Here is a 14,400-nt window from a genome sequence, read left to right on the forward strand (position 1 = left end):
AATCCCAGCACAAGAAGCGTTATCTTAAAAATTGGTAGCAAGCGTCATAATATTATGTGCTGAATTCAGCATCCACTGACAAAAAATAGAGGTTAAAAGGTTCCTTTTGATGAAAGGCATAAAGTTGCAATTTTTACCAATTTTTTCTCTTAACTGGCGGCGTTTTTTGTCCGTTTTTTTGCTGCTTGTGTGCCTGTTCTCCCTAAGTATGTCACCAGCTTTTGCAGGTTTGAAAGATGACAGATATGATGGCAACATTTTTGTAGTTTATGCTGGCAATGGTTCACTGGTTCCACCCAGAGCTACACTAGCAACTGCCTTGAAGGAACATAAACCAGCATTATTGGTTTTCTATGTTGATGACAGTAGTGATTGCAAAGAGTATGCAATTGTTGTCTCGCGTTTGCAAGAATTTTATGGTGCAGCTACAGAGATAATTCCCGTTAATGTAGATACGATTTTACCCACCCAAACCTATAATTCTACAGAGCCAGGTTATTATTACTCTGGTGCTGTTCCACAGATTGCCCTGTTTGATCAGTCTGGCAAAGTAGTATTAAATAAGACAGGTCAAGTACCGTATGAAGAAGTAGATGATCGACTGCGGGAAGTGTTTGATTTATTACCACGTTCCCAATCATTAGAATTAAAACGCCGCTCCTTCAATGAGTTAAACAGTGAGTTGACAGAATAAAACTTGGGGCAGACTAAATTCGTCTGCCCCACATTTTTAGTACAACTTGCTACTGCATATTCAAAAAGTATCAGAGAAAATATCCAAATAAGCATAGAAAATAAATGGAGAATAACCAATAACTGAAGAAAAGCAGAGGATAGTCCCAATGAAAAAATTTCACCATCAAACATGAAAAACCTCACACCGAATACGCCGCCCCTCTCCGATCTCGCGGAGAGTGACGGAGGTGAAGTTACTTTACTTTATTTATGGGGACTTCTTCTGCTCTCTGCCTCCTGCCTTATTAATATTGACTCTTGACCAATGACTAATGAAGTGCTTTATGGTGTCAAAGGTTTATACTACAGAGGAGCTAATCAATATTTTGGCAGCCGAACGCCAAGCTTGCTTGAAGGGCGATCGCCTCAAATTAGAGGTAAATGTCTCTGGCAATCCTGTGATTGATCAATTTATCAGAACTGATGGGCTGCAAAAGTTCACCGCCTATCAAGATTTTAAAGCAGCTATCCATGAATATCAAAAAGAATATCTTGTTTCTGGCATTATTTGGCGTGAATTAACTGTTAAAGGCAAAACCATTAGTTATCCTGAAGTAGATTCGCAATTAATAGCTTTACCTAGTGACTTAGATATTTTAAAAGCAGCAAAAAGTTCCATCTTGGAATTTTGGAATGAAGTCACCTCAGAAATGGATTTATATTTGAGTGTTAATAACAGTAAGCAATATCAACCAATAATTAAAGCTGACGTTGATAGAATTGCCCAAAGAACAGAATGGGCAAATATATGTTGTTTTGAAAAATCTAACTTTTTAGAAATAATTTTGCAGTTGGGATGGGGTCAACCACAAGAAGCATGTTATAAACGAGGTTTTCCTACCTCAGGTAGTGAATTTATTCATGCAGTCATCCCTGGTAATTATCCAATTGGTTAATTTATCCGTGCCATTGACTAGTTCACCCTGAGACACTTTATCAAAAAAGGCAGAGGGCAGGAGGTAGCCATACCGAAGGGAATTTTGATCGCCGTACACCCGTGAACCCCCCTAGTCGCCATTCACAGTAACCGTACTAAGCTTAGTGTCTTTGTGCCTTGGTGGTGAAAAAAAATCTCTTTTTGAAACACTAAGACTTTAATACATAAAGTAGAGACGCGAAACTTCGCGTCTCCACAAAATTAAATGAGTAGTTGATGATTCCAACAACTACCAACCACCAACTAACAACTAAATTAATAATGATTGCCAGCTTTGCGATGATGAACAGCTGTCATGCTATCGGGCTGCAATAACTTACCATTGTCAACAACAGCATATACTACCCAATGGTCGCCGCACTCCATGCGTTTATTAACTGAACATTCCAGATAAGCTATTGAGTCGGTGATGATTGCACAACCGTTATCTGCAACTGCTGTGGAAAAGTCCTTAAATCTATCTTCTCCTGGGGCAAAGTTTTTGCGGAAGTGTTTCATATAATCTTGGTAATTTTCTTCACCCAAGATATTTAAGACAAATTTACCACCTGTATGTAGGATAGATTCAACGGCTCTTTCTTTAGCGATCGCCACAGTAATTCCCGGTGGATTAAAAGTTGCTTGTGATACCCAAGTTCCCAACATTCCCGTAGAAACTTCACCTTGCTTGGCTGTGACAACACAAACAGAACCAACGATGCGACCGACAGCCTGTTCCATAGGCGTAGCAGCAGCTTGAGTAAAACGTGGTTTTTTCGCTCTTCTTAAGGCTTGAGCAAAATCTGTCGCTATTTCTTCACATTCTTTGAGGGTGACATCTGTAGGTTTAAACCTTGCTTTTAAGGTTTCAAACCCAAACTTGTAACCAGCATCTTTGAGTTTACCTTCAATCAAATCAAAGGCTTCACCACTCCAACCGTAGGAACCAAAAACACCAGCCAGTTTGCTGTTGTCACCAACGGCGAGAACAATACCCAAAGCTGTATGAATGGGTGTAGGTGCATTCCCACCAATAGTTGGAGAACCTATAATAAAGCCATCACACTTTTCGATCGCAGCGCGAATTTCATCAGGTTGAGCAAATTCGCAATTAATCGATTCGACCGCAACTCCACCTTTAGTTAGTCCCAAGGCAAAGGCTTGGGCTAGAGTGGCAGTGTTACCATAAGCTGAGGCGTAAAGCAAAGCAACACTAATTTCACGCTCAGTTTGTGATTTGCTCCAAATTTCGTAAGCTTTGGCTAGTTCCAACAAGCCGTAGCGAATCAATGGCCCGTGAACAGTAGCATACATTCTCACTTGCAATTCTGATAATTTTTCTAGAGCAGCTTGCACCTGAGTTGCATGGGGAGCCATCAAACAGTCAAAATAGTAGCGCTGGTCTTCTTTGAGTAGATCCCAGTCTTCATCAAAGACTTCATCACCACAAAGATGCGCTCCAAATAGCTTATTTGAGTAGAGAATTTGGGTTTGCTCGTCGTAGGTACAAAGTCCTGTTGGCCAACGTGGACTAGGGATAGGAAAGAATCTCAAAACATGACCCTTACCCAAATCAAGAGTTTCTTTCCCCCGCATTGTAATAATTTTCAGTTCGCGATTGGGGAAAGTTGCTCGTAAATTAGCAGCACAGGGAAGGGAACAAACAAAAGTGAGTTTGGGAACTAAATCTAAAAGTGCTTTGAGCGTGGCGACGCGGTTAGGATTAAAGTGACCAATAATCACATAATCCAACCGTTCCCAATCATTCAAACACTGTCTGAGTGCATCTAAATAAATTAAGCTGAAAGTTTCTGGTGGTGGATCGATAACTGCAACTTTATCACCACTAATTACGTAAGAGTTAGAGGTTGTACCTCTAGCTAATGCATATTCAATTTCAAACCGCAGGCGTGTCCAACTGCGCGCGCGCAGCACAGTTGTATTCGTCGCAATTGGTAAAACCTGCACGTCACGAGGATTGGAATTAGTCATAGGTATTTACGTGAGGGGAGGGGATTTTTTTGGAGATAGGGGAGTGGGGAGAGTGTGAGGAGTGGGGGGAGTGGGGAGAGTGTGAGGAGTGTGAGGAGTGGGGGAGTGTGAGGAGTGGGGGAGTGTGAGGAGTAACAGAAATTTTTATCCTTGTATCTCTCATACCCCTCATACTTCTCATACCTCTCACACCCCTCATACCCCTCACACCCTTAGTAATAATTGCCTACCTTACGATGGCGAACTGCTGTTAGTCCGTCGGGTTTGGAAACTCGACCGTCAGTAACGGTGCAGTACAATAGCCAGTGGTCGCTGCATTCCATGCTGCTCTTGACTTCGCATTCCATGTAAGCCAGAGCGTCTGTGAGAATTGGAGAACCGTTTTTAGCTGTTTGGGTTCTCACTCCCGCAAATCTGTCTGCACCAGGAAGCAGGCGTTTGAGGAAGTGCTTTTTCAGTTCCTGATAGTTTCCTTCTTCCAGGACGTTGAGGACAAACTTATCGCCAACTTGCAATAGGGAGTCAATTGCTCGGTCTTTGGCGACAGAAACTGTAAATCCTAAAGGTTGTAAACTAGCTTGCGCTACCCAAGAAGCAAGCATCGCACCTTGAACACCGTTCTTGTTGGCGGTAATAATGTAGAGTCCGCTGCTAATCCGACCTAGTGCTTTTTCTAAATTAATGTCGATGGATTTAATTTGCTTGATGTTGCGTTCGCGGACTAGCATTTGTCCCAAGTCAGTACCTGCTTCTTCACACAGTTGGTATGTGACTGGGGAAGGAGTTTCTTTAATACGAATTGCTGGGAAGGCTTCTTTAACGCCAAGGTCAACGAATCTTCTACGTAAGGGATCGATGGGTTCATCATCACCGCCATAACATTCAAAAAATCCAATGACTTGTTTATCTTTGACTACGCCCAAAAGCGCACTAATTGCAGCTTGTGCCGCAGCGTTGGCAGTTGGTGGCATTCCAACTATAATCCCAGAGGAGCGACCTGCTAATTCTTGGATTTCTTGGATCTCTGCGGTTGTCAAATCCATGATTTCGACGCCAACGCCAGTTTTTTGGACGCCTTGAGAAATCGCTTGAGCAATGCGATCGCTATAACCATAATCAGAGACATAAAACATCCCAACAATCGTCTCTGTCTTGGCTTGTCTTTGGCTCCAACCTTGGTAGCACTCCCTAAGTATACCTAGATGGTGGTAGAGTAGGGGGCCATGACCGTTGGCAATAATTTTGATGTTACCTAGTTCGTTCATTTTTTTCATTGCATTCAGCAACGAACGAGCATTTGGCCCCATCAAGCAATCATAATAAAATCTAAAGTCCGGTTCAATTGCCTCTAGGTTGACATCAAAGGTGTCATCGCTGCAATAGTGCATCCCAAAGGCGTCACAAGTGAACAGAATTTGAGTTTTGCGATCGTAGCTGAAGATCGTGTCCGGCCAATGCAGGTTAGGCGCACTCACGAATTCTATTTCGTGTCCCTGACCTAAGTCTACGCGATCGCCACTCTTGACAATCCGCTTGGAAAAGGGGTCGTGAACTAAATTTTCTAGAAACTGGAGTGCAACTTTCGACGCTAAGACCGTGGCTCTGGGTGCTAATTGGAGAACGTCTTCAACCAAGCCACTATGGTCTGGCTCTGTATGGCTGACAATGATGTAATCAATTGCTTTCGGGTTAACCAGTTTCTTAAGAGTCTCTAAATACAGGTGGCGAAACTTCGTGTGAGAAGTATCCACCAAGGCGATGCGATCACCCTTAATTAGATATGAATTGTAAGTTGTACCGTTTTGGAGACCAAATTCGATATCAAAGCGATCGCGATCCCAATCAAGCGAACGAATCGCCGTTGTGTTAGGAGCGATTTCGACGGTTTGTATAGTAAGTCGTTTATTTTGAGCGTTCTCTGTGAGAGCTACCATTAGTCGTCTCCGAGCACAAATCATCAGTCTGCTTTTCTGACTTTATTTTGCTCATAATTATTTTTGTAAAGTTGTTCAAAATTCCCTTTTTTCAAAAAGTCAATTGGTAGCCAAAGTGTCTGTTTTTTGGCATAGTTAAATACTAAAAAACTGTAGTTAATTCTTTATTTTTTTGTGTGGATTATAGCAGAGAATTAGCGAATTTTTATAAATTTTTCCTAGAAACAAAGTAAGCAAAATAATATCGCTGCTCCAAATTTTGTAACGAAAAGCATAAATTTGGCAACCGTTGTATCTAAAGTGAAAATATTGGTTGTTGATGGTGATCCAGCCACTTTTACGCAGCGGGTTCCCTCCATGAGCAACTGCGTTTGCGTAGCGTTTAGGGATAAGTGCTTTGAACTGCAACTTTAATTTACAGCTTGTGATTTTTTTACCATTGCACTCCCCACTCTACCCACTGCTCGCCTACTAGAAAATCACGCTAAAAATATGGGACAACTTATCGCCGGAGTTGCCCACGAAATCAACAATCCGGTCAACTTTATTTGTGGCAATTTAAGTATGTTGCAGAGTACGCCAAAGACTTGCTGCAATTGCTGCAAGACTATATTCTTTTGTATCCAAAGTGTCTTGTTGATGACTTAAGCGATCGCATGAACCCAAGATAACCTGTTACCTACTAGTTGACAGATACAATGAACAAAAAAAGAACTACCCTTTGACCAATTGAATCAATTGCTCAACGATTGCTCGATACTGGCTTGCACCGCCATGAGCGCGGGCAACTAGGAATCCTCCCTCCAACAGCGAAAAGATTAGTGTTGCCATTGCCTGAATATCTCCAACAAAGCTGAATTCTCCAGATTCTTTGCCTTGGTTGAGAATCTGTACTAGTCGTGCTTCATTATTACGGTAAAATGCTGTCACTCGTTCAACTAGGGTATGCTTCAGGGTTGCCAGTTCTGCCCCAACCATGCCGTAGAGACAGGCTTTATCCCCATTGCCACTACAGAGAGTTGCCTCAAACAAGCTGCAATAGCGACGAAGTTTGACTTCGGCAGAATCGGACTGAGCGATGATCCCATCCACCAAGCGTAGAAAGTAGTCATTGTATCGATCCAGCAGTGCAGCCACTAAATCATCCTTGCTGGGAAAGTGATAGTGAATACTAGCTTTGCGGATACCAACTGCTTCGCTGATATCCTGATAACTCATGGCGTTGACTCCCACCCGTTGGATGAGGTCTTGAGCAGTGTCGAGAATTTGAGTTCTAGTGTCTGTTGAGTTCACGTCTCAATCCTACTAGTAGATAGAGAAAATGTCAATAAAAAATATTAAGATAATCTTAAGAAATAGCTGGTTATTCTATTGGAAAAAGTTAATTAATTACCCACTCTGAACCTTTAACTTCATAAATTCTGTCGTGTGATACCAGCCTAATGGCATAAGCAAAATCTACCCTGTTAGAGAGGTTAATAACTAATACATAGCTGAAAATGGTAAAAGAACATAAAAACCTCTATTTCTGATTTTTAGGTGAAAACAATGACAGGAAACTTGTTAGCAGCCCTAGTTACAGCTTTAAGCTTACTAATCGTTGATTTAGTTGTTCCTGGTGTGAATATTGCTAACTTTCCAGCAGCTTTAATTGCTGCGGTTGCTATTGGTTTAGTTAATGGATCTGTTAAACCAGTTCTATCTTTCTTATCTTTACCACTAAACTTCTTATCTTTAGGAGCATTTTCACTCATCGTAAACGGTATCTGTTTCTCTATTGCAGCATTTTTAGTCCCTGGTTTCTCTGTACATGGACCGATAGCTTTTATTCTCGGTCCTGTTGTTTTGTCTTTAGGTAGCACCTTCATTAACAGATACTTTGCTGAGAGAAATTTGGCTCTCACAAGCAGCCAAGAAGCAAAGTCCAAAGCTGAGTTGCCTTCCAGCTAATTCTTAACATCAACTAGGACAGATGTGAAGGCGATCGCGTCTGTCAAAAACAAAAAATCGAATTAAATTAATTCCTGATAAGGAGTTCATAAATTCGGTTAATTTCGGAAGATTGTCAACAAAAATAAACAAATAACTAACAGCAGTCGAATCACCATGAAATTACTTCGTTATCTCCTTGGATTCTTTTTACCTCCCCTTGGCATTTTCTTGACATATGGAGTAAGTACAACTTTAGTTATCAATATTCTCCTCACTCTTCTCGGTTGGCTTCCGGGTGCTATTCACGGTGTATGGGCGATCGCGAAATACGAAGAAAGGTTAAACACCGTATCCTAGTTTTGACACCAACTTTCTAATTTACTGACCAAGCCATGCTACATAAATAAAGCCCGCCGAGGTGGGCTTTATTTTATATTCTCGAAAACTTCATTTTTAGTATTACTAAAAAACAATATTCCTGAGTTTTCTAAAAAGTCGCTGCTTTTTTTGTGAGAGACAAGATCCCCGATTTCTTTAAGAAGTCGGAGATCTGGAATTTGCAGTTCTCATAAATCATATAAAATTGCCATATCTTGTCACACAAAAAATAGGATGGGCGTTGCTGAATTTGGTCATGAATTATATGTGCATACATTTTTGTAGTTCGATGCCAAATCATTGACCAGACGTAGCAATGCTACGTCTGGTCTGGCGAATTATAATTGTTATTTACCGACTTTATCAGCTGGTTCTTTTTCTTTTAACCAATCAGCAGCAGATAACAATAAATCTCTGAGTATTAGTCTGATTTGACGCTCTTTTTTAGCTAGTGAAGTACCTGCTTCGCCAATCTTTGCTTCTAACTGAGCATGTTTTTGTTGCACTTGAGTAACTGCTTCTTCTGCTTGGGGACGAGCTTGCTGGAACCAGTTTTTTGCATCATCTAGGTAGCTTTTTACTTCTTCAGAACGTCCACCATAGCGTGCGGCTAAATTAGCTTTGACAATAGCTAACTGTGCTTGCAGTTGAGCATATCTTCTTCTCAACAAAGCTAATTCATCACTGTTTTTGATCGCATCTATAGCAGAGTCAATAGCAGTTTTAGTCTCTGGGGAATTGACATTATTACTATCTTGTATCTCTGCTAAAATGCCATCAACTTCTTGCTGTATTTTATTTTCTTCCTCATCTAATTGAGATTGTAGTTGTTTGACTTGGGCTTGAGTTTTAGCAATCGACTCATGTCTTTTAGTATTTACAGCCTCTAGCGCTCCTTCAATTGAAGCTGTCACATTTTCTTTGAACTCGCTGCCTTTTGTTTGTAAATTTTCAACTACAACTGAAACCGCATCTCTAACTATAGAACGCAGCTCAGTAGATCCTTCTTGGAATTCAGAAACTACTTGAGAGACAGCCGCTTTGACAATTTCACGAATTCGCTCTGCTCTCAACTGCCCGGTTTCTTTGGCTTGTTGGAGGTCTGTTCTAATTTGTTCTTTGATATTGTTAGGCATTTTCTAGATAATTGGAGATTTAACTAATTTGGATAGAATTTTGTAGGCTGACTATGTCACACTATGATTGTGGCGTAAGATATTTTAAAGCAGTACTTCCTAAGGATAGAAAATCACCAACCAAAGTAGTATTATATGTGTGAGAAAACAGCTCTAAAATTGACACTGTTGATATTTACACTATTGATAATTAGCTTTAATCAACCAGCCTTAGCCGCAGATACAACTAATGGCGCAAAAATCTTTGATGTTCATTGCGCTGGTTGTCATCTCAATGGTAGTAATATTGTCCGGCGAGGTAAAAACTTAAAGCTCAAGGCACTAAAAAAATATAGTATGGATTCAACAGAAGCGATCGCTTTCATAGTTGCCAATGGCAAAAATAATATGTCAGCCTACAAAGACCGTTTAAGTGAGCAAGAAATACAAGATGTAGCCGCCTATGTTTTACAGCAGGCTGAAAAAGGCTGGCGTTAAAAAGAGTTAAGATGACCGATAATTCCTCGCAGGAAGCCTCAAAATTAAACCTCCTGCGTGAATAAAACCCCTCACGAATTCACCAACAATATCTATTGATCTTTAGAACCAATCCAAAATCGCATGACTCTACCCGCATCAAGTCGTCTGCAATTTACTCCTGACTTAAATATCTGTCGCATCCTCAACGGGATGTGGCAAGTATCTGGCGCACATGGACGTATTAACCCAACTGCTGCTATCCAAAGTATGTTTAAGTATATGGATGCAGGCTTTACTACTTGGGATCTAGCTGATCACTACGGTCCAGCAGAAGATTTTATCGGCGAGTTTCGACGTCAGTTAATTACAACTCGCGGTCAAGAGGCTTTATCTCACATCCAAGCTTTTACTAAATGGGTTCCTCGTCCTGGAAAAATGACCAGAAAAATTGTTGAGGAAAACATTAATATTTCCCTCAGAAGAATGGATGTTACTTCGTTAGACTTGATGCAATTTCACTGGTGGGAATATCGAGACCCAAATTACCTTGAAGCCCTTAAGTACATGGCAGAATTACAAACTGAGGGCAAAATCAAACATCTGGCTTTAACTAACTTTGATACGGAACACCTGCAAATAATTATTGATGCAGGGATCAAAATCGTTTCTAACCAAGTGCAATTTTCTTTAGTTGACCGCCGTCCAGAAGTTAATATGATGCGCTTTTGTCAAGAGCATGACATAAAACTTTTTACTTACGGTACTGTCTGCGGCGGCTTGTTATCAGAAAAATATCTGGGACAACCAGAACCTGGCGTTTTTCAACTTTCTACTGCTAGTCTGAGAAAATACAAAAACATGATCGATGTCTGGGGTGGTTGGAATTTGTTCCAAGAATTACTTTCAACCATCAAGCAAATTGCTGACAAGCATCAAGTCAGTATTGCTAATGTCGCAGTACGCTATATATTAGACAAGCCTGCTGTGGGTGGTGTAATTGTTGGCGCTAAGCTTGGGGTATCGGAACACATAGCAGATAACGCCAAGGTGTTTACGTTTTGCCTTGATGCTGAAGATATACATAATATAGATGTCATATCTAACAAGTCACAAGATTTGTATCACCTAATTGGGGACTGCGGTGATGAATACCGCAGGAAGCTGACGGCTTAATAGGCTGAGTTTTGCTTATGATCGTTGCTAACGACACCTAAAACATTCATGCGGGACGTTTTCAAACTATCTAAAGCTCGCTTCAGTACTGAAGAGTCTGTTTTTTCCATCCTCACTACTAACAAAATGCCATCTGTATGGGGTGCCAATAAACTAGCATCAGCTAATCCAAGTAAAGGTGGAGCATCATAAATCACTAAGTCATAGCTATTTTGGAAGTCTTCCATCAATCGCTTCATCTTTTCTGATGAAAGCAGCTTTGTTGGATCAGGCGGTATTGGTCCAGAAGTCAGTATAGAAAGTTGCTTCATAAATGGTGCTGGCCGAATTGCTTCTGTCACTGGCAAGTTTGTGGTAATTAAATTACTTAAACCCCAGAAGTTACTTAAATTTGCTAGCTCGTGAATCACAGGTTGGCGTAAATTAGCATCTACAAGTAAAACTCGTTGCTCCATTGCACAGGCGATCTCAGCTAGGTGGAACGCAACTGTGGATTTGCCATCTCCTGACACAGCCGAAGTCATAACTATAGATCTAATTGGGCGATCGCTACTGAGTAGTTGAATATTTGTATGTAGTACCCGCAAAGCTTCCAAAAACTCTGTGCTGTAGCTACTACTGTCTTGATGAGCGATCGCCCTGGGTTCAGAGATATCCCCTGGTAAGGAATCTGGTATTGGCTTTGCCAAAATTCTTGGTATAGAAGTATGCTGTTGATTTATTTGTAGATGCTTCTCAAAAGGTATAGATCCTAGTAAAGGCTCTTTAATCTTTTGCTTGAGAACATAAGCACTATGATAAGTACTATCCAGTTTCTCTAGTAGCAAAGCTAGACCAATTCCTAAGACCAAACCACCCAACAATCCCGATATTAAACTACGTTTGATATCTACTGACGCAGGATTTTCTGGCTGAGTAGGCGCTTGAATTAATTCCCAAGGTAATTCAGCTTGTGCTACCTGAATTTCTAAAGTTTCGCGAGTGTTGAGAAAACGATTCAAACTTTCAGTTGCAACCTGTAAGTTCCGTTGTAATTCAGTATATTGTCTCGTTAAAACAGGCAATTGCTTGCGCTTTTGTTCGAGTTGTTGCTCAACCTTGGCAAGTTCTTGACTCTGCACCTCTAAGGCTTGAACTTGTGTTGTCGCCTCAGCCAGTTTTGTATCCATAAAACGCTGTGCTTCTTGAGTTAGCAATGGCAACAGGCTTTCCCGTTTTTCTTTTAAATTTTGGACAGTAGGGTTTTCGTCCTGTAAACGAGTTGTCTCAGCAGCTATTTGGACGTCTAATTCACGCAACTTACTAAGTAATTCTTGATACAAATCAGCATCTTTTAATGCTGCTAGTTCTCCTTCTTTTCTCTGCAAGCTGGCTAAATTATTGCGAGCTACTGCCAATTGCTGGTCAATGACTTGTCTTTGCTGAGATAAATTATTAGCCTGATCAGTTATTTGCTGTGCCTGTGTTTCTGGATCAACAAAATCGTATTTTTGCCGAAATGTCTGCTGTTCTTTTTGTAGCTGATCAACCCGCCTCTGCATTATTTGCAGTTGTTCTCGGACAAACTTTAGACCCTGGCGCAAACTAGTTTGCCGCTGTTCCAAGCTATATTTTAAATAAGCCTTAGCAATTTGGTCTAGTATATTTTTTACCCTACTCGCATCCTCACTCTGATAGCGAACTTCTATAATTTTTGTTTCACCGAGACGAGTAATAGTCAGAGAATTTACTAAATAATTATAATTAATGTCTGGATAATCTCTTTGTAATCTTCTCACAATACTTGTCATCAGCTCCGGACTTTTGAGAACCTGTATTTGGCTCTCATAATCTAAATTAGGGTTGGATGGACTAGAACCTTGGCTAGAAGCAAGTTCTGGCAGCTTGTTTTCATTATTGAGAGGCTCGACTAATAGCCGAAAACTGCTTTCATACACAGGTTTTTGCTTTAGGGATGAGTATACTGTAGCTACCATCACAACAGCTGCTACTGTAGCTATGACTAATGCCCGTCGCCTGACAACACTTAAAAAATCTCGTAAGTTCCAATCATCCCCTTGAGTTTCAGATAGAGGAAAAGGCGGAAAATTATTACTAAATTGCTGCGGCAAGAAGTTCTGATTTTGGTCAGAACTTGAAGATTGATAGGATTGATGATCCATGATTTATAAAAGTTTGGTAAATATCCAGGTATAACTTTGCTATATAAGTTTAGAGTAATCAAAGTATAAATATAGCTTGAAATTACAGTATAGAGTAGCTAGAGTTGTCGTTTTTCTATGGTATTTAGTCACTCAGCAGCCAATGGCCCACGTAACACACAATTGCAATCATTTCTTCTATCGTCAATCAAGTATATCATCGCTTTATCTTATTGATGTGCTGCCTTACTTAAGCTTAATACTCTACTTGGTAATGTATTCAGTCAGGTGTAGCCAGAACAAACAGGTATTTAATTTACTAATATTTGTGTCGCTGTCAATATCAAACTATTCATATTAATTGTCATATATACAATCCTCTTTTATGAGTTTGGGAAACTTTTAAATCTGCATTCAAACTTACCAAGATTTTGAATGGCTCTTTTTGTCTAATCCACAGGTACGGAAGATTAACTACCAAGATGAGATGCAAACTGGTAAAGCATTATTCAGTATGTTTTACACCACAAGAGTGATAAAAGAGGAACAAATTGTATTAATTTTGAGATCCAGCTATTACGCGTATTGTTTAAATATTTTTGATGGTATTACTAAAAAGGGATTAACAATTTCTCTTAGAAGCAAGTAATTTTAATGACATTGTTTCTAGTTATTTAAATAATTAAAGTGATTTTATATACATAACAAAAAAGTTAATAATTTCTTATACATAGGCAAAAACGCATAAAATAAGGTTTTTTTAGGTTGATGCTTGCAAACGAATTATTTATCTTGTTTTTGAGTATTATTTAATACAATAATATAAGTATAATAAGATTGACATATTAGCTTAAAAATTTTCAACATAAGAACTCATTTGAAACGTGATAACATACTCATGCAGATAAATGTTTTGCCAAACAAACACCAAAATAATGATTTTCTGTAATGTAAAATATGAAGTAATACATTTGTTCTTTAAAACTTTAAGGAGAAGATTGAGTCAAGGATATATTTGCTTGAAACAAGAAAGCTAAACATCATTAAGAGAATGTTTTAGAGATCAGTCAAATGGGCTAGTATACAGCATCATATAAAAACAGTTCCTATCCGACAAATTTTTTTGTCTGTTTCTTGTGCTATTGATACTGCATATACTGTCTTTGATGGCATTAAGCTAACTCATGTCTTGAGCTATAGTATAAAAATTAGCAAAACAAAATCATCTTTGTGTTTGTTTGAAAAACCTTCTAAGTAGCACTTAATCTATGTTCTATTGGAAATAAACAGCACATTTAGCTATCAAAACTATTTTCATCGCTATTAACGACTTAATTTTCAGTCCACCCCATGCAACATATTACTTTGTATAGGATAAAATCTATGCTGTTAGTTTATTCTTTTTTAAAACACACTGACTTCGGAAAATATTTCTCAACCACAGATTGATTTCTATTGTTTAAAAGCTGGAGAGTGCGGTTCTGAATTTATGATTTAAATTTTTGTTTAGGAAATTGATTCATTAAAGCAAATTCTTAATTGTAGTTTGAATATTTTTTCTGACGGCATACTTTTCACAATTTATGTTCGTCGCGATTTTGATT

The 14,400-nt window shown here is 39.4% G+C and carries 12 protein-coding genes and 1 pseudogene; 8 read left to right on the forward strand and 5 right to left on the reverse strand.

All coding sequences use genetic code 11. The features are described from left to right. Window positions 1-109: 109 nt before the first annotated feature. Together UYK_RS0106330 and UYK_RS0106335 are read left to right on the forward strand one after the other, a co-directional pair. Window positions 110-694 (forward strand): thylakoid membrane photosystem I accumulation factor, encoded by a 585-nt coding sequence (locus tag UYK_RS0106330; protein ID WP_009458637.1) that lies wholly within the window; start codon window positions 110-112, stop codon window positions 692-694. A gap of 325 nt (window positions 695-1,019) precedes the next feature. Next, window positions 1,020-1,631 (forward strand): hypothetical protein, encoded by a 612-nt coding sequence (locus tag UYK_RS0106335; RefSeq protein ID WP_009458640.1) that lies wholly within the window; start codon window positions 1,020-1,022, stop codon window positions 1,629-1,631. A 296-nt stretch (window positions 1,632-1,927) separates the two neighbouring features. Here UYK_RS0106335 and UYK_RS0106340 read toward each other — a convergent pair whose 3' ends face one another. Together UYK_RS0106340 and UYK_RS0106345 are read right to left on the reverse strand one after the other, a co-directional pair. Beyond that, window positions 1,928-3,643: a diflavin flavoprotein gene (locus tag UYK_RS0106340; RefSeq protein ID WP_009458641.1), complete on the reverse strand. Its 1,716-nt coding sequence runs from the start codon at window positions 3,641-3,643 to the stop codon at window positions 1,928-1,930. 212 nt (window positions 3,644-3,855) lie between these two features. Further along, window positions 3,856-5,577: a diflavin flavoprotein gene (locus tag UYK_RS0106345; RefSeq protein WP_009458642.1), complete on the reverse strand. Its 1,722-nt coding sequence runs from the start codon at window positions 5,575-5,577 to the stop codon at window positions 3,856-3,858. A gap of 492 nt (window positions 5,578-6,069) precedes the next feature. On the opposite strand from UYK_RS0106345, the pseudogene UYK_RS27145 reads away from it, so the two are divergent. After that, window positions 6,070-6,117: pseudogene (locus UYK_RS27145) on the forward strand (hypothetical protein); the annotation flags it as partial. 8 nt (window positions 6,118-6,125) lie between these two features. Then, window positions 6,126-6,248: a hypothetical protein gene (locus UYK_RS27520; RefSeq protein WP_268741949.1), complete on the forward strand. Its 123-nt coding sequence runs from the start codon at window positions 6,126-6,128 to the stop codon at window positions 6,246-6,248. 43 nt (window positions 6,249-6,291) lie between these two features. Here the strand turns inward: UYK_RS27520 and UYK_RS0106350 are convergent, their stop codons facing one another. Continuing rightward, entirely contained in the window at window positions 6,292-6,870 is a 579-nt protein-coding gene (locus tag UYK_RS0106350; protein ID WP_009458657.1) for a TetR/AcrR family transcriptional regulator, read from the reverse strand. Window positions 6,871-7,125: 255 nt separating this feature from the next. Here UYK_RS0106350 and UYK_RS0106355 point away from each other — a divergent pair, with 255 nt between their 5' ends. Continuing rightward, a complete protein-coding gene (locus tag UYK_RS0106355) occupies window positions 7,126-7,527 on the forward strand; it encodes a phage holin family protein (RefSeq protein WP_009458659.1) in 402 nt (133 codons plus the stop codon). 156 nt (window positions 7,528-7,683) lie between these two features. Beyond that, window positions 7,684-7,866, forward strand: coding sequence for a YqaE/Pmp3 family membrane protein (locus UYK_RS0106360; protein WP_009458661.1), 183 nt, complete (start codon window positions 7,684-7,686; stop codon window positions 7,864-7,866). Between the two features lie 368 nt (window positions 7,867-8,234). Here the strand turns inward: UYK_RS0106360 and UYK_RS0106365 are convergent, their stop codons facing one another. Beyond that, on the reverse strand, window positions 8,235-9,023 hold the full coding sequence (locus UYK_RS0106365) for a hypothetical protein (RefSeq protein WP_009458664.1): 789 nt from the start codon (window positions 9,021-9,023) through the stop codon (window positions 8,235-8,237). Between the two features lie 135 nt (window positions 9,024-9,158). On the opposite strand from UYK_RS0106365, the gene petJ reads away from it, so the two are divergent. After that, window positions 9,159-9,500, forward strand: coding sequence for a cytochrome c6 PetJ (petJ, locus tag UYK_RS0106370; RefSeq protein ID WP_009458666.1), 342 nt, complete (start codon window positions 9,159-9,161; stop codon window positions 9,498-9,500). 123 nt (window positions 9,501-9,623) lie between these two features. Beyond that, window positions 9,624-10,655, forward strand: coding sequence for an aldo/keto reductase (locus UYK_RS0106375; protein WP_009458668.1), 1,032 nt, complete (start codon window positions 9,624-9,626; stop codon window positions 10,653-10,655). Here UYK_RS0106375 and UYK_RS0106380 read toward each other — a convergent pair. After that, entirely contained in the window at window positions 10,652-12,817 is a 2,166-nt protein-coding gene (locus UYK_RS0106380) for a GumC family protein (protein ID WP_009458669.1), read from the reverse strand. The two genes, UYK_RS0106375 and UYK_RS0106380, sit on opposite strands and share 4 nt — an antisense overlap. Window positions 12,818-14,400 lie beyond the last annotated feature (1,583 nt).

Origin of the sequence: Fischerella thermalis PCC 7521, assembly GCF_000317225.1 — a bacterium.
GTDB lineage: Bacteria > Cyanobacteriota > Cyanobacteriia > Cyanobacteriales > Nostocaceae > Fischerella > Fischerella thermalis.